Source organism: Pseudomonas sp. FeS53a (assembly GCF_000931385.1).
GTDB lineage: Bacteria > Pseudomonadota > Gammaproteobacteria > Pseudomonadales > Pseudomonadaceae > Metapseudomonas > Metapseudomonas otitidis.
Genome location: NZ_JYFT01000036.1, coordinates 141,432 through 160,138, shown reverse-complemented (window position 1 = coordinate 160,138; position 18,707 = coordinate 141,432). Strand labels below are relative to the sequence as shown.

19 protein-coding genes and 1 pseudogene are annotated in these 18,707 nt (G+C 68.7%); 3 read left to right on the top strand and 17 right to left on the bottom strand.

Annotated elements, in window-relative coordinates; all coding sequences use genetic code 11:
* Nucleotides 1-197, top strand: a pseudogene (locus tag SZ55_RS28655) (IS481 family transposase); the annotation flags it as partial.
* Nucleotides 198-380: 183 nt separating this feature from the next.
* Here SZ55_RS28655 and SZ55_RS11030 read toward each other — a convergent pair.
* The 5 genes from SZ55_RS11030 to pip all read right to left on the bottom strand — a co-directional run bounded on the left by SZ55_RS11030 (nt 381) and on the right by pip (nt 4,525).
* Nucleotides 381-1,115 carry an amino acid ABC transporter ATP-binding protein gene (locus SZ55_RS11030; protein WP_044405493.1) on the bottom strand — a complete coding sequence of 245 codons (735 nt, stop codon included), beginning with the start codon at nt 1,113-1,115 and terminating at the stop codon, nt 381-383.
* Nucleotides 1,108-2,070 carry an amino acid ABC transporter permease gene (locus SZ55_RS11025; RefSeq protein ID WP_044405491.1) on the bottom strand — a complete coding sequence of 321 codons (963 nt, stop codon included), beginning with the start codon at nt 2,068-2,070 and terminating at the stop codon, nt 1,108-1,110. Before SZ55_RS11025 ends, SZ55_RS11030 begins: the two co-directional genes overlap by 8 nt.
* Before the next feature lie 94 nt (nt 2,071-2,164).
* Nucleotides 2,165-2,956 carry a transporter substrate-binding domain-containing protein gene (locus tag SZ55_RS11020; protein WP_044405490.1) on the bottom strand — a complete coding sequence of 264 codons (792 nt, stop codon included), beginning with the start codon at nt 2,954-2,956 and terminating at the stop codon, nt 2,165-2,167.
* Between the two features lie 157 nt (nt 2,957-3,113).
* A complete protein-coding gene (dtd, locus tag SZ55_RS11015; RefSeq protein WP_044405489.1) occupies nt 3,114-3,551 on the bottom strand; it encodes a D-aminoacyl-tRNA deacylase in 438 nt (145 codons plus the stop codon).
* Entirely contained in the window at nt 3,551-4,525 is a 975-nt protein-coding gene (gene pip, locus SZ55_RS11010) for a prolyl aminopeptidase (protein WP_044405487.1), read from the bottom strand. Before pip ends, dtd begins: the two co-directional genes overlap by 1 nt.
* A gap of 95 nt (nt 4,526-4,620) precedes the next feature.
* Here pip and SZ55_RS11005 point away from each other — a divergent pair, with 95 nt between their 5' ends.
* Complete coding sequence (locus SZ55_RS11005; RefSeq protein WP_044405486.1) at nt 4,621-5,052, top strand: hypothetical protein; 432 nt, start codon at nt 4,621-4,623, stop codon at nt 5,050-5,052.
* Nucleotides 5,053-5,316: 264 nt separating this feature from the next.
* Here the strand turns inward: SZ55_RS11005 and SZ55_RS11000 are convergent, their stop codons facing one another.
* The 9 genes from SZ55_RS11000 to hutC form a co-directional block, all read right to left on the bottom strand.
* On the bottom strand, nt 5,317-5,853 hold the full coding sequence (locus SZ55_RS11000) for an REP-associated tyrosine transposase (RefSeq protein WP_044405485.1): 537 nt from the start codon (nt 5,851-5,853) through the stop codon (nt 5,317-5,319).
* Nucleotides 5,854-6,034: 181 nt separating this feature from the next.
* Complete coding sequence (hutG, locus tag SZ55_RS10995) at nt 6,035-6,838, bottom strand: N-formylglutamate deformylase (RefSeq protein ID WP_044405483.1); 804 nt, start codon at nt 6,836-6,838, stop codon at nt 6,035-6,037.
* A complete protein-coding gene (gene hutI / locus SZ55_RS10990; RefSeq protein WP_044405481.1) occupies nt 6,831-8,039 on the bottom strand; it encodes an imidazolonepropionase in 1,209 nt (402 codons plus the stop codon). The genes hutG and hutI overlap by 8 nt, the downstream gene beginning before the upstream one ends.
* Before the next feature lie 62 nt (nt 8,040-8,101).
* On the bottom strand, nt 8,102-9,421 hold the full coding sequence (locus SZ55_RS10985) for a Na+/H+ antiporter family protein (protein ID WP_044405479.1): 1,320 nt from the start codon (nt 9,419-9,421) through the stop codon (nt 8,102-8,104).
* A gap of 59 nt (nt 9,422-9,480) precedes the next feature.
* The gene (hutH, locus tag SZ55_RS10980; protein WP_044405477.1) at nt 9,481-11,013 is read right to left on the bottom strand and encodes a histidine ammonia-lyase; all 1,533 of its coding nucleotides are present in this window, start codon (nt 11,011-11,013) and stop codon (nt 9,481-9,483) included.
* Between the two features lie 6 nt (nt 11,014-11,019).
* Nucleotides 11,020-12,690 carry a urocanate hydratase gene (gene hutU / locus SZ55_RS10975; RefSeq protein WP_044405474.1) on the bottom strand — a complete coding sequence of 557 codons (1,671 nt, stop codon included), beginning with the start codon at nt 12,688-12,690 and terminating at the stop codon, nt 11,020-11,022.
* Nucleotides 12,691-12,728: 38 nt separating this feature from the next.
* The gene (locus SZ55_RS10970; protein ID WP_044405472.1) at nt 12,729-14,054 is read right to left on the bottom strand and encodes a YjiH family protein; all 1,326 of its coding nucleotides are present in this window, start codon (nt 14,052-14,054) and stop codon (nt 12,729-12,731) included.
* Nucleotides 14,055-14,373: 319 nt separating this feature from the next.
* Nucleotides 14,374-14,946, bottom strand: a complete 573-nt coding sequence (locus tag SZ55_RS10965; protein WP_044405469.1) for a HutD/Ves family protein — start codon at nt 14,944-14,946, stop codon at nt 14,374-14,376.
* On the bottom strand, nt 14,943-15,695 hold the full coding sequence (hutC, locus tag SZ55_RS10960; protein ID WP_044405466.1) for a histidine utilization repressor: 753 nt from the start codon (nt 15,693-15,695) through the stop codon (nt 14,943-14,945). The genes SZ55_RS10965 and hutC overlap by 4 nt, the downstream gene beginning before the upstream one ends.
* Nucleotides 15,696-15,857: 162 nt before the next feature.
* On the opposite strand from hutC, the gene SZ55_RS10955 reads away from it, so the two are divergent.
* Nucleotides 15,858-17,216, top strand: a complete 1,359-nt coding sequence (locus SZ55_RS10955) for a formimidoylglutamate deiminase (protein ID WP_044405463.1) — start codon at nt 15,858-15,860, stop codon at nt 17,214-17,216.
* A 16-nt stretch (nt 17,217-17,232) separates the two neighbouring features.
* Here the strand turns inward: SZ55_RS10955 and SZ55_RS10950 are convergent, their stop codons facing one another.
* The 3 genes from SZ55_RS10950 to SZ55_RS10940 all read right to left on the bottom strand — a co-directional run bounded on the left by SZ55_RS10950 (nt 17,233) and on the right by SZ55_RS10940 (nt 18,707).
* Complete coding sequence (locus SZ55_RS10950) at nt 17,233-17,784, bottom strand: lipocalin family protein (RefSeq protein ID WP_044405460.1); 552 nt, start codon at nt 17,782-17,784, stop codon at nt 17,233-17,235.
* Entirely contained in the window at nt 17,784-18,038 is a 255-nt protein-coding gene (locus SZ55_RS10945) for a lipoprotein (RefSeq protein WP_044405457.1), read from the bottom strand. The genes SZ55_RS10950 and SZ55_RS10945 overlap by 1 nt, the downstream gene beginning before the upstream one ends.
* Nucleotides 18,039-18,107: 69 nt before the next feature.
* Entirely contained in the window at nt 18,108-18,707 is a 600-nt protein-coding gene (locus SZ55_RS10940) for a DUF924 family protein (protein ID WP_044405454.1), read from the bottom strand.

Sequence of the window (18,707 nt, the reverse complement as noted above, 5' to 3'; positions counted from 1 at the left end):
GTCTGGATGATGTGCTGGCGAAGGTCTACCACAGCCGTTTCCGCTTCAGAAAACGCTACTTCCGCATTGCCAAGGGATTGGCTGGGAAAGTGATAGCAATACGTCCGCACTCAGATGCCGAACATTTGTTCGATGTGTACTTCTGCCACCAACTACTTCGGACCATTGACCTGAATGACCCTGAGTGCAGTCCATAATGCGTCAACCATGTCCCCGTACATGTGTCCACCATGTCTCCGGTCCGTACAGGGCGACTGCCAAAAGAAACTCGCCTGGGAAGGCGAAACAAGAAGGCTCAGCAAAACTCGGTAATCAGCTGGACTAGAGGCCTGCATCTCCACCAACAGAAAAAGGGCCGCATCGCGACCCTTTCCATTCCCTTACAGCACCTGCCTGAGGAACGCCTGCGCACGCGGGTCCCGGGGCTGGTCGAAGAACTGCGCCGGCGGCGCATCCTCCAGCAACTTGCCATGGTCGAAGAACAGCACCCGGTCGGCCACCTCACGGGCGAAGCCCATCTCGTGGGTGACGCAGACCATGGTCATGCCCTCCTGGGCCAGCTGCTTCATCACGTCCAGCACCTCGCCGACCATCTCCGGGTCCAGCGCCGAGGTGGGCTCGTCGAACAGCATCACCTTCGGCTCCATGCACAGCGCCCGGGCAATGGCCACGCGCTGCTGCTGCCCGCCGGATAGGCGCGAGGGGTACTCGCCGGCCTTCTGGGCGATGCCCACCTTGGCCAGCAGCGCCCGGGCCTTCTCCTCGCGCTCGGCCTTGCCGCGCTTGCGCACCACCTTCTGCGCCAGGCACAGGTTCTCCAGCACGGTCATGTGCGGGAACAGGTTGAAGTGCTGGAACACCATGCCGACTTCGCGGCGGTAGGCATTCACATCGGTCTTCGGGTTGGCCAGGTCGACGCCGTCGATGCTCACTGAGCCCGCGTCCAGTTCCTCCAGGCCGTTGAGGCAGCGCAGGAAGGTGGACTTGCCGGAGCCGGAGGGGCCGATCACCACCACCACCTCGCCGCGCTTGACCGAGGTGGTCACATCGTCGACGGCGCGCACTTCCTGGCCGCGGGCGTCGAAGACTTTCATCAGGTTGCGGACTTCAATCACTTTTCCCGAGCCTCCGCTCCAGTCGGTTGGCGATCTGCGACAGCGGCAGGTTGATGACCAGGTACAACGCGGCGACGCAGAACCAGATCTCGAAGGTGGAGAACGAGGTGGTGATCGCCTCGCGGCCGCTCTTGGTCAGCTCGGTGATGGCGATCACCGACACCAGCGAAGTGTCCTTCACCAGGCTGATGAACTGCCCGGCCAGCGGCGGCAGCACGCGCTTGAACGCCTGGGGCAGGATCACGTAGCGCATCGACTGGCCGCCGGTGAGACCGAGGGAACGCGCGGCCTCGTTCTGTCCACGGGCGATGGACTGCACGCCGGCGCGGACGATCTCGCCCACGTAGGCCCCGGTGAACAGCGCCAGGGCGGCGACGCCGGCGAACTCCCGGGAGAGGTCCAGCACGGTGCCGATGAAGAAGTAGAAGATGAAGATCTGCACCAGCAGCGGGGTGCCCCGCACCAGCTCGACGTACACGGTGGAGAGGTCGCGCAGGGTGGGGTTCTGCGACAGCCGGCAGAGCCCGGTGAAGAGGCCGATCACCAGCCCCAGCGCGCCCGAGAGCACGGATATCCACAGGGTGGTCCAGAGGCCCCAGAGCAGCGGGCCGGCCGCCCAGTGGCGGGTCACGCCGACCACGTCGCCTTCGGAGAGGTCGTCGCCCTGGCTGACCTGCAGGCTGTCCTTGGCCACCTGCAGCTGTTGCTCCTCGCCGCCCTCGGTGACCAGGGTCACTCGGGCGTTGGCGCCTTCCTCGGTAATGGCCGAGACCCGCGCGTAGTCGGCCACGCGCTGGGCCTCTTCGGCCTGGTACGCGAAATACTGCGGCACCCGGTTCCAGCGCCACTCGTAGGAGATCAGGGAGGTGGAGTACCAGAGGCCGTAGGCGACCACCAGCAGGATCAGGCCCGTCAGCAGGTGCCAAGGCCAGGTACGGCGGTGTTTTCTAGTCACGATGGGTCTCGCTCATGGCGATGCCTGGGGGGCGAAAAAGACAGGTCCGGCCTCGTGGGCCGGACCTGTCGCGTACAGCGGGGAGCGCGTCCCGTTATTCCATGTCCTTCAGCCAGGCGGTGTTCTTGAACCACTTGGCATGGATGCGCTCGTAGGTGCCGTCCTTCTGGATCTGGTGCAGCCAGTTGTTGATCCAGTTGATGCTGTCGTAGTCACCCTTCTTCAGGCCGAAGGCCAGGGGCTCGTAGGTGAAGGGCTCTTCCAGGTACACCAGCTTGCCGGCGCCGGCCTTGTTCACCGCAACCACGTTGTAGGGGGCGTCGTAGATGAAGGCGTCGGCCTTGCCGTTGACCACGTCCATCACCGCTTCCTGCTCGTTGTCGAAGCCGTGGTACTGGGCCTTGGCGATCAGCTTCTTGGCGACCATCTCGCCGGTGGTGCCGATCTTGGAGGTGATGCGGTACTGGCCGTCGTTGAGGTCCTTGTAGGACTTGATCTTGCCTTCCAGGTCCTTGCGGATCAGCAGGGTCTGGCCGACCACGATGAAGGGCTCGGAGAAGTTGATGCGCAGGTTGCGCTCCTGGGTCAGGGTCATGCCGGAGCCGATCATGTCGAACTTGTCGGTCAGCAGGGCCGGGATGATGCCGTCGTAGCTGGTGGACACCAGCTCCAGCTTCACGCCCATGGCCTTGGACATGGCCTTGAGCAGGTCCACTTCGAAGCCGATGATTTCGCCGCGCTTGTTGGTCATTTCGAAGGGCATGTAGGTCGGGTCCATGCCGACCCGCAGGGTGCCGCGCTTGACCGCGTCATCGACGACGCCGGCGTGGGCCAGGCCGGTGAAGGCGCAGGCGGAGAGCAACAGGGATGCGAGAAGCTTCTTCATTCTTACTCCTGACAGGGCAGATCGTTATTGTGTGAAGCGGCGCCCACGGACCCGACGGGCATGGCGCGAAATCCTAACCGCCCGGACCGTGGATGGCGAGTCAACCCGAAGCAACAAGCACGCCACTATCGGACAGGCGGCGCGGAGCGAAGCGGGCTCAGCTTTCCAGCAGGAAGGTGACCGGGCCGTCGTTGACCAGGTGCACCTGCATGTCGGCGCCGAAGCGCCCGGTGGCGACCTGGGCGTGCTGGGCACGGGCCCGCGCCACCAGGTAGTCGAACAGGCGCTCGCCCTGGGCCGGCGGCGCGGCGCTGGAGAAGCTCGGGCGCAGGCCGCTGCGGGTGTCGGCGGCCAGGGTGAACTGCGAGACCAGCAGCAGGCCGCCCTCCACGGCACCGAGGGACAGGTTCATCTTCCCTTCGGCATCGCTGAACACGCGGTAGTTGAGCAGCTTGTGCAGCAGCTTGTCGGCGCTGGCCTCGGTGTCCTGGGGCTCGACGCCCACCAGCACCAGCAGGCCGCGGTCGATGGCGCCGACGGTCTCCCCGGCGACATCCACCCGGGCGGCGGAGACCCGTTGCAGCAGCGCCTTCATCAGGCTTCCTCTTCCGGCGGCAGGTCCAGCAGGCGGCGGGCGATGCTGTCCGTGGCGCGCAGCAGGGCATCGGTGATGCCCGCTTCGGAGGCGGCGTGGCCGGCGTCGCGGACGATCTGCAGCTCGCTGTTGGGCCAGGCCTTGTGCAGCTCCCAGGCGTTCTCCAGGGGGCAGATGGCGTCATAGCGACCGTGCACGATCACCCCCGGCAGGTGGGCGATGCGCGGCATGTCGCGCAGCAGCTGGTTGGGTTCGAGGAAGGCGTTGTTGACGAAGTAGTGGCACTCGATGCGGGCGATGGACAGCGCGCGCATCGGCTCGCTGAAGCGCTCCACCACCGAGGCGCTGGGGCGCAGGGTGGCGGTGCGGCCTTCCCAGGTGGACCAGGCTTTGGCCGCGTGCATCTGGGCGATCTGGTCGGTGCCGATGAGGCGCTTGTAGAAGGCCTGGATCAGGTCGTCCTGCTCGTCCGCCGGGATCGGTGCCAGGTAGTCCTCCCAGTAGTCGGGGAACAGCCGGCTCGCGCCCTCCTGGTAGAACCACTTCAGCTCCTGGGGACGGCACAGGAAGATGCCCCGCAGGATCAGTGCCCGCACCCGGTCCGGGTGAGCCTGGGCGTAGGCCAGCGACAGGGTGGAGCCCCAGGAACCGCCGAACAGCACCCAACGGTCGATGCCCAGGTGCTCGCGGATGCGTTCGAGGTCGGCGACCAGATCCCAGGTGGTGTTGTTCTCCAGGCTGGCGTGGGGGGTTGAGCGGCCACAGCCACGCTGGTCGAAGGTGACGATGCGGTACAGGGTCGGGTCGAAGAAGCGTCGGCTCAGGGCATCGCAACCGGCGCCCGGGCCGCCGTGGATGAACACCACCGGCAAGCCGTCGGGGGTGCCGCTCTCGTCGATGTAGAGCACATGCGGTTCGTCCACAGCCAGTTCGTGGCGGGCGTAGGGCTTAATTTCCGGATACAAAGTCAGCATGCTGGGCTCCGATTCTGTGCTCTAGGCCAATGCCCCCCGGGACATCCGCCGCCTAATGTGCCCGGCATCATAAACGAGGGAAATGGAGTTCGAATATGTCAGCGAGGCTGTTCACCCTACCGATCGTACTGTTCCTGGCCCTGCTCGCCGGTTGCGGCCGCGAAGACCCGGCCGCCGAGCTGGAGGCAGCGGTCAAGGCCCTGCAGGCCAACCTGGAAGCGAAGGACACCGGCGCGGTGATGAAGCAGCTGCACCCGCAGTTCACCACCGCCGACGGCAACGACCGTGAATGGGCACGGCGCACCATGGCGCTGCTGTTCATGCGCCACAAGAACGTGTCGATCATCGCCCTGAGCCAGGACAGCCGCCTCGACCCCACCTATCGCGAGAAGGGCCACACCGACGCCCGCGTCGCCCTCACCGGCGCCGAAGGCCTCATCCCCGACGCCGCCCGCCAATACGCCGTGAAACTCGAATGGTGGCGCGACGACGGCGACTGGAAGCTCGCCCGCCTAAGTTGGGAGTGATCCCGGCCGTTGTGCCTCGCCCCGGACTGAAGTCCGGGCTACGACAGTCCCCGGCCTGCACCACCAGCATAAGGGAGCGCCCTCGTAGCCCGGGCTTCAGCCCGGGAATCCCGTGCACCCAACACCATCCCGTGCACGCATCACCACCCCGGACTGAAGTCCGGGCTACGAAAGCACCCAGCCTGCACCTCCGGCATAAGGAGGCGTCTACCCGTAGCCCGGGCTTCAGCCCGGGAGTCCGTGCACCTCACACAACACTCCGGGCTATGCACGCCGTTCGCCTGCTCCGGTGATGCGGCTCTCCTCGCCCCCGGCCCAATCCGCCGGTAACAGGCCCTCCCGCACGTATCGGTGGAAACTCGAATGCGGCCAGTCGGCGACCCGTGTGACCAGGCCGTGCTTGAGCGGGTTGATGTGGATGTAGTCGACATGGGCAGCGAAATCCCTCTCGTCCCGTAGCAGGTGCTCCCAGAAGCGAGGCTGCCACAGCCCGGCCTCACGCTTGGCGTTGGGTCTCACGGGATGCCCCTGCGCACGCAACGCCCGGACGAAGGCCGCCTTCATCGACGCAATGCGGCTTGAGAAGTCATCGTCCCCTTCGGGCAGGCTCATCACCATGTGCAGGTGCTCGGGCAGCACAACGATCGCATCGAGGCGAAAGCTCCGTCGCGAGCGGGCCTGGCGAATAGCTTCGCGCAACAGATCGACATGGCGCACGAGCAGATCGCTTCGCCGATCTGCCAGCGCCAGGGTAAGGAAGTAGCAGCCCCCGGCTTGGCGGGCTCGTCGATACATCACCATGAATGGCACATCCGGATAGGGAACCGGAGAGCCTTGCAGGGTGACCACCCGCGCTCTGTCGGCTCGAGGCCGAACGGCCCGCCGAAGCGTCTGCATCCGTCGTAGCCCGGGCTTCAGCCCGGGAAAGGTGGAAGGTGCCCGCCCCTCCCCGGGCTCAAGCCCGGGCTACCTGGCGTTGGCTTTATCGCCCGTAGCGCTCCCGCCCCCAGGCGAGCATCGCCAGCAGCAACTGGCGGATGACCTTGCGGGTGGGGACGGCGAGGTCTTCGCGGAAGGCGAAGGGTGCCTCTTCGTTCATGTAGGTGCGCTGGGCCAGTTCCAGTTGCACGGCGTGGATGTGCTGGGCCGGCTGGCCGTAGTGGCGGGTGATGTGGCCGCCCTTGAAGCGGCCGTTGAGCACGTGGCTGTAGCCCTCGGCACGGGCGCAGACGCTGACCAGCGCATCGGCCAGGCCCGGGTCGCAGCTGGCGCCGGCGTGGGTGCCGAGGTTGAAGTCCGGCAGGTGGCCTTCGAACAGGCGGGGGATGAAGGCGCGGATGGAGTGGGCATCGAACAGCAGCGCATAGCCGAACTCGCGCTTCAGCCGCGCCAGCTCCTCGGCGATGCGCCCGTGGTAGGGCGTCCAGATGCGTTCCAGGTAGCCGGCGCGCTCTTCGGCGGACGGTGCCGCGCCTTCGCGGAACAGCGGCTGGCCGTCGAACATCACGTCGGGGAACAGGCCGGTGGTGGCGGTGGCGTAGAGCGGCGCGTCGTCCGCCGGGCGGTTGAGGTCGATGACGTAGCGCGAGTAGCGCGCCGCCAGGGTCGCGGCCCCCAGCTCGGCGGCGAAATCGTAGAGCAGCGGGATGTGCCAATCGGTGTCGATCAGCGAGCGCGCGGCATCGCTCAGGCCGGCCTCCACCGCCGGGGTCAGGCGAGTGCCGGGGTGCGGCATGCTGATCAGCAGCGGCACGCGGCCGGGGGTGAAGTCGAGGACGTTATCCAAGGTCGATCTCCTGTCCGTGGCGCACCACCCGGTTGGGCAAGGTGCCGCCGAGCCAATAGGCCAGCTCCGCCGGGCGCTGGATGTCCCAGGCGACGAAGTCGGCGAGCTTGCCCGCTTCCAGGCTGCCGCAGCGCTCGGCCAGGCCCAGGGCGCGGGCGGCGTTGAGGGTGACGCCGGCCAGGGCCTCTTCCGGGGTCAGGCGGAACGCGGTGCAGGCCATGTTGAGCATCAGCCGCAGGGACAGCGCCGGCGAGGTGCCGGGGTTGAGGTCGCTGGCCACCGCCATGGTCACGCCGTGGCGACGCAGGGCGTCGATGGGCGGCAGCTGGGTCTCGCGCAGCAGGTAGAAGGCGCCCGGCAGCAGCACGGCGACGGTGCCGGCATCGGCCATGGCGATGGCGTCGTCCTCGGTCATGTATTCCAGGTGGTCCGCCGACAGCGCGTCGTAGCGCGCCGCCAGGCTGGAACCATGCAGGGACGACAGCTGCTCGGCGTGCAGCTTCACTGGCAGCCCCAGCCCGCGCGCGGCCTGGAACACCCGCTCGACCTGGGCCGGGGAGAAGGCGAGGTGCTCGCAGAAGGCATCCACCGCATCCACCAGGCCCTCGGCGGCCAGTGCCGGCAGGATCTCGGTGCAGACCACCTCGATGTAGTCGTCGGCGCGGCCGGCGTATTCCGGCGGCAAGGCGTGGGCGGCGAGGCAGGTGGTCTTCACCGTCACCGGCAGCACCTCGCCCAGGCGCCGCGCGACCCGCAGCATCTTGCGCTCGCAGGCCAGGTCCAGCCCGTAGCCGGACTTCACCTCCAGGGTGGTGACGCCGTCGCGCAGCAGGTGCCGGGCGCGCGTCACCGCGCTGGCCAGCAGTTCGTCCTCGCTGGCCTCGCGGGTGGCGCGCACGGTGCTGGCGATGCCACCGCCCCGGGCGGCGATCTCGGCGTAGCTGACGCCCTCCAGGCGCTGCTCGAACTCGGCGCTGCGGTCACCACCGAACACCAGGTGGGTGTGGCAGTCGATCAACCCCGGGGTGACCCAGGCGCCACCGAGGTCGACCTGCCTGGCATCGCCGGTATCCGGGGCCTCGGCCAGCGGGCCGACCCAGCGGATCAGCGCACCTTCGGTGAGCAGCGCACCCTGCTCGATGATGGAATAGCGCCCGTCCCGCAGGGTGGCGATGTGGGCGTTGTGCCAGAACGTCTTCATGTCAGGCCTCGCAGGTGGGTCACCGCTCCTGGCGGCGACCCTGTGGATAAAAGGGCACCCGGCTACAGCACCATCGCCGCCACCCAGCCGAAGGCCAGCAGCGGCAGGTTGAAGTGCAGGAAGGTCGGTACGACGGTGCCCCAGATGTGGTCATGCTGGCCGTCAGCGGCCAGCCCCGCCGTCGGCCCCAGGGTGGAGTCGGAGGCCGGCGAGCCGGCATCGCCCAGGGCTGCAGCGGTGCCCACCAGGGACAGGGTGGCCAGGGGCGAGAAACCGAAGCCCACCGCCAGCGGTACGTAGATGGCAGCGATGATCGGCACGGTGGAAAAGGACGAGCCGATGCCCATGGTGATCAGCAGCCCCACCAGCAGCATCATGAACGCCGCCAGGGCGCGGTTACCGCCCACCAGCTCGGCGGAATGGGCCACCAGGGTCTGGATCTCGCCGGTGGCCTTCATCACCCCGGCGAATCCCGAGGCGGCGATCATGATGAACCCCACCAGGGCCATCAGCCGCATGCCCTGCAGGAACACCCCGTCCTGCTCGTTCCAGCGGATCACCCCGCTCATGGACACCAACGAGAACCCCACCAGGCCGCCAAAGATCATCGAGCCGGTCCAGAGCTGCACCACCAGGGCCAGCACCAGCGCCAGCAGCACCATCGTCAGTTGCCGGCGGGACAACCGCGCCGGAGCCTCGCCCTCCTCCCCCGCCACCGGCCGGTCGGCGTAGACGCGGGGCTGGCGGTAGCTCCAGAGCAACGCCAGGCCCAGGCCGAACACCATGCCCAGCGCCGGGATCAGCATGGCCACTGGCGCCATCTCCCGGGACACCAGCTCGCCACTGCCCGCCCCGTTGATGTTGGCCACCAGGATGTCGTTGAGGAAGATCGCGCCGAAGCCCAGGGGCAAGGTCATGTAGGTGGTGGTGATGGCGAAGGTGATGGCGCAGGCCACCGCCCGGCGATCCAGCTGCAGACGGTTCATCACGTGCAGCAGGGGTGGGACCAGCAGGGGTATGAACGCAATGTGCACCGGCACCAGGGTCTGCGAGGCGATGCCCGCCAGCACCATGGACAGCAGGATGGCCCACTTGATGAACCGCCCGCCGCCCTCGCCCAGCCGGTCGGTGAGGTTGGCGGACAAGCGCTGGGACAGGCCGGTACGGGACAGCGCGATGGCGAAGGCCCCCAGCGTCGCGTAGGCCAGGGCCACGGGGGCACCGCCGCCCAGGCCTTCGTTGAAGGACTTCACCACGGTCTCCATCGGCAGGCCGGCGAACAGCCCGCCCACCAGTGCCGAGGCGATCAGGGCGAAGACCACCGAGACCCTCAGCATGCACAGCGCAACCATGACCAGCACGGCCAGGATGATCGCGTTCATAACCACTCCTTGTTCTTGTTGTGACAGGCGGGCCGGCAGCGCGACCCGCCTGGGTGGGCTCAGAAGCTCGGCAGCAGGCCGGCCGGCACCAGGGCGTTGAGGCAACCGCTGGCCAGCAGGTCGCTGGCGGCCTCGATGTCGGGGGCGAAGAAGCGGTCCTCCTGGTAGTAGGGCACCTGCTGGCGCAGGGTGGTGCGGGCCTGCTCCAGCTTCGGCGAGGTTTTCAGGCCGGTGCGGAAGTCCAGCCCCTGGCAGGCCCCCAGCCACTCGATGGCGAGGATGCCGCGCACGTTCTCGGCCATGGCCCAGAGGCGCTTGCCGGCGTTCGGCGCCATGGACACGTGATCCTCCTGGTTGGCCGAGGTGGGCAGGCTGTCGACGCTGTGGGGATGGGCCAGGGCCTTGTTGTCGCTGGCCAGGGCGGCAGCGGTGACCTGGGCGATCATGAAGCCCGAGTTGACCCCACCGTTCTCCACCAGGAAGGGCGGCAGCTGGGACATGTGCATGTCCATCATCAGCGAGATACGCCGCTCGGACAGCGAGCCCACTTCCGCGATGGCCAGGGCCAGGTTGTCGGCGGCCATGGCCACCGGCTCGGCGTGGAAGTTGCCGCCGGACACCACGTCGCCCTCCTCGGCGAACACCAGGGGGTTGTCGGAAACCGCGTTGGCTTCGATCTCCAACACCTCGGCGGCCTGGCGCAGCTGGGTCAGGCAGGCGCCCATGACCTGGGGCTGGCAGCGCAGGGAATACGGGTCCTGGACCTTGTCGCACTTCTCGTGGGAGCGGGCGATCTCGCTGCTGGCGGTGAGCAGCTCGCGGTACGCCGCCGCCACATCCACCTGGCCGCGCTGGCCACGGGCGGCATGAATGCGCGCGTCGAACGGTGCCCGCGAGCCGAGCATGGCCTCGACGCTGAGGCTGCCGCAGACGGTGGCGGCGGCGAACAGGTCCTCGGCCTCGAACAGCCCGCGCAGGGCGTAGGCGGTGGACGCCTGGGTGCCGTTGAGCAGTGCCAGCCCTTCCTTGGCGGCCAGGGTCAGCGGCTCCAGCCCGGCGATGGCCAGGGCTTCGCGCGCGGGCAGCCACTGGCCCTTGTGGCGGGCGCGGCTCTCGCCGAGCAGCACCAGGGACATGTGCGCCAGCGGCGCCAGGTCACCGGAGGCACCGACCGAGCCCTTGAGCGGGATGTGCGGATAGACCTCGGCGTTGAGCAGCGCCACCAGGGCGTCGATCACCGTGCGGCGGATGCCGGAGAAGCCGCGCGCCAGGCTGTTGACCTTGAGCAGCATGATCAGCCGCACCATAGCGTCGTCCAGCGCCTCGCCGACACCGGCGGCGTGGGACAGCACCAGGGAGCGCTGCAGCTTCTCCAGGTCATGGGGGGCGATACGGGTGGAGGCCAGCAGGCCGAACCCGGTGTTGATGCCGTAGGCGGTGCGGCCCTCGGCGATGATCGCTTCGACGCAGCCGACGCTGGCGGCGATGGGCGCATCGGCCGAGGCGTCGAGGGTGATGCGCTGGGGCTGCTGGAAGGCGGCGCGCAGCTGGGCCAGGGTCAGGTGGCCGGGAGTGAGGTGCAAGGCATTCATTTCGGCTTATTCCCCCTTGCCGATCATGGGCAGGTTCAGGCCCTGCTCGCGGGCGCAATCGATGGCCACAGCGTAGCCAGCATCGGCATGGCGCATGACGCCGGTGGCCGGGTCGTTGGTCAGCACGCGGGCGATGCGCGCGGCAGCGGCGTCGGTGCCGTCGCAGACGATCACCACGCCGGAGTGCTGGGAGAAGCCCATGCCCACGCCGCCGCCATGGTGCAGCGACACCCAGGTGGCGCCGCTGGCGGTGTTGAGCAGGGCGTTGAGCAGCGGCCAGTCGGAAACGGCGTCGGAGCCGTCGGCCATGGCTTCGGTCTCGCGGTTGGGGCTGGCCACCGAGCCGGAGTCGAGGTGGTCACGGCCGATCACCACCGGTGCGGACAGTTCGCCCGAGCGCACCATTTCGTTGAAGGCCAGGCCCAGCTTGGCGCGCAGGCCCAGGCCGACCCAGCAGATGCGTGCCGGCAGGCCCTGGAAGGCGATGCGCTCGCGGGCCATGTCCAGCCAGCGGTGCAGGTGGGCGTCGTCGGGGATCAGCTCCTTCACCTTGGCGTCGGTCTTGTAGATGTCCTGCGGGTCGCCGGAGAGCGCGGCCCAGCGGAACGGGCCGATACCCCGGCAGAACAGCGGGCGGATGTAGGCCGGGACGAAGCCGGGGAAGTCGAAGGCGTTGGCCACGCCCTCGTCCTGGGCCATCTGGCGGATGTTGTTGCCGTAGTCGAAGGTGGGGATGCCCTGCTTCTGGAAGTCGAGCATGGCGCGCACGTGCACGGCCATGGACTGCTTGGCGGCCTTGACCACGCCGGCCGGGTCGGTCTGCGCGCGGTCGCGGTACTGCTCCCAGCTCCAGCCGGCGGGCAGGTAGCCGTTGAGCGGGTCGTGGGCGCTGGTCTGGTCGGTGACCATGTCCGGGCGCACGCCCCGGCGCACCAGCTCCGGGAGGATCTCGGCGGCGTTGCCGTGCAGGGCGATGGAGATGGCCTTGCCTTCGGCGGTGTAGCGGGCGATGCGTGCCAGGGCGTCGTCGAGGTCCTTGGCCTGCTCGTCCACGTAGCGGGTCTTCAGGCGGAAGTCGATGCGGCTCTGCTGGCACTCGATGTTCAGCGAGCAGGCCCCGGCCAGGGTCGCGGCCAGGGGCTGGGCACCGCCCATGCCGCCCAGGCCTGCGGTGAGCACCCAGCGGCCCTTGAGGTCGCCGTTGTAGTGCTGGCGGCCGGCCTCGACGAAGGTTTCATAGGTGCCCTGGACGATGCCCTGACTGCCGATGTAGATCCAGCTGCCGGCGGTCATCTGGCCGTACATGGCCAGGCCCTTGGCATCCAGTTCGTTGAAGTGTTCCCAGGTGGCCCAGTGCGGCACCAGGTTGGAGTTGGCGATCAGCACGCGGGGGGCGTCGGCGTGGGTGCGGAACACCCCCACCGGCTTGCCGGACTGCACCAGCAGGGTCTCATCGTCGCCGAGCTTCTTCAGGCTGTCGACGATGGCGTCGAAGCATTCCCAGTTGCGCGCGGCGCGGCCGATGCCGCCGTACACCACCAGCTCCTTCGGGTTCTCCGCCACCTCGGGGTCGAGGTTGTTCATCAACATGCGCAGCGGGGCTTCGGTGAGCCAGCTCCGGGCGTTGAGGGTGGTGCCGCGCGGGGCGCGGATCTCGATGTCGCGGTACTTGGTCATGGCAGTCTCCAGCGAAGGTGGATGGATGTTCGGGCGGCTCACAACCAGCCCAGGAATTGCGCCAGGTAGGCCAGCGGCACGCTGAACACCAGGCTGAGAAGGGTGCGCTGCAGCCAGACCAGCAGCAGGTCCCGCAGGCGGAGCGGGATCCGCGTGGCCAGCACGCAGGGGATCGAGGCGGACAGGAACAGCACGCTGCTGACGGACACGATGGCGGTGACGAAGCGCACCAGCACGTCGGCGTCCTTGAGCAGCATCGCCGGCAGGAACATCTCGGCCAGGCCGGCGGCGAGGGCGCGGGCCACCACCATCGGCTCGCCCAGGCCCAGCAGCCAGGTAACGGGATAGAGCAGCAGGCCGACGGCGTCGAACAGCGGCGTGTAGCGGGCGGCCAGCAACCCGAGGAGCCCGACGGCAAGGATGCTGGGCAGGATGGCGGCGGTCATGCGCAGGCCATCGATGAAGGTTTCCCGCAGGGCCGATGCCAGCGTCGGGGCCTGGGCGGCCTGCTCCAGCCCGGCGCGCCAGGCACTGGCCAGGCGGCTGGCACCGGGTGCCAGCAGCGGTTCGGCCCGGCCCTCGGACGGCAGCCGCGACAGCGGGTAGATCCGCGCGCTGACGGCGGTCACGGCGAAGGTCACCAGCATGGCGCCCCAGAAGTAGAGGTTCCATTGCCCCATCAGGCCGAGGGTCTTGGCGATGATCACCATGAAGGGCGCCGACACCGTGGAGAACCCGGTGGCGATGATGGCGGCCTCGCGCACGCTGTAGTGGCCCTGCTGGTACATGCGGTCGGTGATCAGCAGGCCGACGGAGTAGCTGCCGACGAAGGAGGCCACGGCGTCGATGGCCGACTTGCCCGGGGTCCGCCAGATGGGACGCATCACCGGCTGCATCAGCACGCCCACCAGCTCCAGCAGGCCGAAGCCGATGAGGAACACCAGCGCCAGGGCCCCCAGCGGCACGATCAGGGCCAGGCTCAGCACCAGCTTGTCGAAGAGGAACGGCAGCATGCCCGGCTCATAGACGGCGGCGGGCCCCACCTGGAACAGGTAGGCGACCCCGACCAGCAAGCCGACGCCCTTGAGGACACTGAACACCAGGTGGGTGACGCCCTGGCGCCAGCGCCCGCTGCGCCAGGGCTCGATGGCGCCGTAGAGCATGAAGAGCAATGCCAGGCCGATGACCAGCGGGCGCGCGTGCACCTGCAGGGCCGAGGCGGCGTGGTCGATCAGGATGGTGGAACGGCCGGCGATCTCGAACGGGACGAAGAACAACACGAGGCCGATGGCGCTGTAGCCCAGCAGGCGGACGAGTGCCAGGGTGCGGTTCGGCTGTGCAGTCGCTGAAAGGTTGCCAGGCATCGCGCGTCTCCGGTTACAGGTTGTTCAGGGCTCAGGAACAGACACGTATCTACTTGTACATACAAGCATATGCAATTCAGGGACCAACCCGCTCCGCTGCGCCTGCATGACGGCGAGAAGCGCCGGATTACCTGGGCTCGCGCAGGCATCCCCGGTTTGCACGGGCGCAACCGATCCGACCGCTACCTGGGGCAGCGGCGCATCATTCGGGAGCAGCACCGCACACCGTTGAGGCGTTCGGTAACAGTGGGAGGCAGGCGGACGGGGGTGCCCGGCAAGGGCGAGCAGCGTGGGGAACGCGGGGAAGGTCGGGCGCGCCTCAGCGCGCCAGCAGCTCGATCAGGCAGAGGGTGCCGGTCCCCTCGAGACGGACCTCGGACAGGCCGCCCGAGCGCTCCAGGTGCAGGCAGTCATGGCGTTCCAGCAGCGGGCCGCCCTGGAGGCAGGCGCCTGCTTCGGCGGCGAACAGCAGCAGGTGGTCGGCATCGCTGAACAGCGACTGCGGTCCGTCGAGGCGCAGCCACTGCAAGCGGGCGGCGTAGCGCGCGGGGGCGTAGATGAGGTTGAAGTCGCGGATCGGCCCGTCGATGAGGGTGCAGCCCACGGCCGCCCCGCCGTCGAAGGCGAAGGCATCCAGCGGGCCCAGGTCGCGGGAAGGCTGGCCGTCCACGGTCAGGCGCATGCCGGCACCTTCCAGCACGGTGATGACGCGCTGGTAGCCGGTAAAGGCGGAAAACGGGCCGGACTGGCCGACATCGGCGATGGACAGGCGCCAGCCGAAGCCGTCGAGGCCGTCCCCGGCATCCCGGAGGATCTCCAGGGTGGAGCCGGCGCCGTTCTTCCACGGCATGCGCGGGTAGTCGGCGGCCTTGAGCAGGCGGATGCGGTTCATGAGCCGAAGCGTCCTTCGAGGCGGTAACGCGAGCCGGGGTACAGCAGGCGGGCGCTGGTGACGGTGTTGCGCCCGGACCAGGTGCGGCGGCGGATCAGCAGGCAGGGCTCGCCCCGTTCGATCTGCAGCAGGCGGCACTCGTCGGCGTCGGCGAGGATGGCCTCCACCACGTGCTCGCCCTCGGTGAGCGGGGCGATCTGGGACAGGTAGGCATGGGGCGTCTGGCGGGTGAAATCCTGGGCCAGGTAGTCGGGGGCCACGGCGGGGTTCACATAGCGGTCCTCGATCTGCACCGGCACATCGTTCTCGAAGTGCACGATGCACGAGTGGAACACCCGCTGGCCTTCGCGCAGGTCCAGCGCCAGGGCGCGCTCAGGGCCGGCCTGCTCTTCCTGCAGGCTGACCACCACGCAGTGGTGACGGTGACCACGGGCGGCGATCTCCTCGGCGATGTTGTGCACCTCGAACAGCGCGGCCTGGCCCTTGGGCTCGGCGACGAAGGTGCCCACGCCCTGCATGCGCACCAGCAGGCCGTCGGCGGTCAGCTCGCGCAGGGCGCGGTTGATGGTCATGCGGCTGAAGCCCAGCTCGCTCACCAGCTCGCTCTCCGATGGCACCCGGTAGTGCGGCGGCCAGGCGCCGGAATGGATCTGCTGGGTGATCATCTGCTTCACCCGGGCGTACAGCGGCGCGGGGGCGTCACCGATCTGGGCGGCCAGGGAGGACGGCGCGGAGGGCGATGGGGACACGGGAATCTCCTTGTGGAAACGGCAGGCACCAGGCAGGCACCCGCTACCGGCATGTACCGGATTCGACACCGGCGGACAAGCACGGACAGGCGCAAGTTTACGGCGCCCTACAACGTCTGTATATGTATATACAAATAAGACCACTCACCGGGAGCCCGCGCCATGCCTGCCTTCCACGCTGAACGAGCCCTCCTGCCCTCGGGCTGGGCACGCAATGTCCGCTTCGAGGTCGGGGCTTCCGGCCTGCTTGAACAGGTCCTCCCCGATGCCGGTTCCGAGGGCGCCGAGCGGCTCCACGGGCCGGTGCTGCCGGGCATGCCCAACCTGCACTCCCATGCCTTCCAGCGGGCCATGGCCGGCCTGGCCGAGGTGGCAGGCAACCCCAATGACAGCTTCTGGACCTGGCGTGAGCTGATGTACCGCCTGGTAGGCCGCCTCAGCCCCGAGCAGATGGAGGTGATAGCCCGCCAGCTCTACGTGGAGATGCTCAAGGCCGGCTACACCGCCGTGGCCGAGTTCCACTACGTGCACCACGACCCGGCCGGCCGCGCCTATGCCGACCCCGCCGAGCTGGCGCTGTGCATCAGCCGCGCCGCCCGCGACAGCGGCATCGGCCTGACCCTGCTGCCGGTGCTCTACAGCCACGCCGGCTTCGGCGGCCTGCCGCCCAACGAGGGCCAGCGCCGTTTCATCCACAGCACCGACAGTTACCTGGCCCTGCAACAGCGCCTGCGCGAGGCGCTGCCGGCGGATCAGGGGCTGGGGCTGTGCTTCCACTCCCTGCGGGCGGTGACGCCCGACCAACTGGCCACGGTGCTGGCCGCCGAAGACGAGGCCCGCCCGATCCACATCCACATCGCCGAGCAGCAGAAGGAGGTGGACGACTGCCTGGCCTGGAGCGGCCGTCGTCCCTTGCAGTGGCTGTACGAACACGCGCCGGTGGACACGCGCTGGTGCCTGGTGCACGCCACCCATGCCGAAGCCGATGAGGTGCAGGCCATGGCCCGCAGCGGTGCGGTGGCGGGTCTGTGCCTGACCACCGAGGCCAACCTGGGCGACGGGATCTTCCCGGCGGTGGACTTTCTCGCCCGGGGCGGGCGCCTGGGCATCGGCTCCGACAGCCATGTGTCGGTGAGCGTGGTGGAGGAACTGCGCTGGCTGGAATACGGCCAGCGCCTGCGTGACCAGCGGCGCAATCGCCTGTATCGCCCGGAGCAGCCCCAGGTGGGCCGCACCCTGTTCGACGCGGCCCTGGCCGGCGGCGCCCAGGCCCTGGGCCAACCGGTGGGGGCGCTGGCCGTGGGCAGCCGGGCCGACTGGATCGTGCTGGACGGCACCGACCCCTACCTGGCCACCGCCGAGGGGGATGCGCTGCTCAACCGCTGGCTGTTCGCCGGCGGCGACCGCCAGGTGCGGGATGTGATGGTGGCCGGGCGCTGGGTGGTGCGCAACGGCCACCACCCAGCCGAGGAAGCGACGGCCTGGGCCTTCGCCGAGGTGCTGCGGACCGTCCTGGGCTGACGGCCCGCCGCCGGGGTCAGGGCATCTGGCTGTCGGGCGTGCGCCAGATCAGCCGGTCGGTGTCGTAGCCCTGGGACTGGGCCAGGCGCACCAGGCGCGCGCGGGTCTTCTCCGAAACCACCGGGGTGCGCGAGAGCATCCACAGGTATTCGCGGTTCGGGTTGCCCACCAGCGCGGTGGTGTAGCCCTCGTCCAGGTAGAGCACCCAGTAGTCACCCTTGGCGAGGTTCGGGAAGAGCCGGGTGAAGACGTTGTCGAAGCGCACCCAGAGCTTGTCGGTCTGCCCCTCCACCTGGGGCACGGCGTAGCCGCGTGCCTCCTGCCACTCGCCCTCGGGGGTGCGGCAGCGGTTGAGCACGCCGACGCGGCCCTCGCCTTCCAGGCTGTAGTGGGCCTCGGACTGGGCGCAGTTGCGCTGGAAGAACATCGGCAGGCGCGCCAGCTCGTACCAGGTGCCCTGGTAGCGCTGCAGGTCCACCTGCCCGGCGGTACGCGGCGGTTCCGCTGGGCTGCCGGTGCCGGCACAGCCGGCCAGCAGCAGGGCGGCAGCAAACAGGGCCCGGCGCATCATTTCAGCCCCTTGCCCTGGTACATCACCACCTTGTCGGCGGCGAACTGGATGCTGATGAAGGTCTGCTGGTCACCCCAGGTGCAACTGGTGAGGCCGACCGCGCCGGAGCATTCGGTGGGTTCGCCGATCAGTTGCTCCACCTCGGTCTTGGCCATGCCGGCCTTGATCTTGGAGTAGTTCTCCTGGTTGATCTTGTTACACGCGGCGAGTGCGACGCAGACGGACAGCAGGGCGAGGATACGCAGGCGCATGGATGACTCCGTTCAGGGGTAGGAACGCCGCAAAGCTTGGCACAGCGAGGCGGCGGATGCCCATTGGATTCAGAAGCGCGAGCCGGGTTCCTCAAGGAAGCGCAACTCCGCCTCGGTGGAGGCGCGCGACAGGATGGCGTTGCGGTGGGGAAAGCGACCGAAGCGGACGATCACCGTGCGGTGCCGCTCGGCGTAGTCCAGGTAGCTGTCGAAGGGACCGCGCTCGGCCTCGGGCAGCGCATCCCGCAGGGCGGCGAAGCGCTGCACGGCCTCGTCCTGCAGGGCCAGGTCCTCGGCGTGCTCCAGCACCAGGTAGGCGAAGACGCGGCGGATCGGCGGGAGCTGCTGGTCCCAGGCCTGCGCCAGGCCGTCGCGGACCTGCTCGCGGGCCAGGGCATCGCCGGCAAAGGCGCGGGGCTGGTCGCGGAAGATCATGCGCGGCAACTGGTCCAGCAACAGCAGCCGGGCCAGCCAGCCGTCCGGGCACTGGCCCCAGTCAGCGAGGCCGCCGGCCAGGGCCTGCTCCACCCGCGGGCCGAAGCGCTCCCCGGCCTCGCGATCCTGGCTGTCACGCTTGCCGAACCACAGGCCCTGGCGGCTCGCCACCACCTCGCTGGCCGGGGCCTCGGGCCCGAACCACCAGTCCAGCAGCGGCTGCCAGGGCTGCAT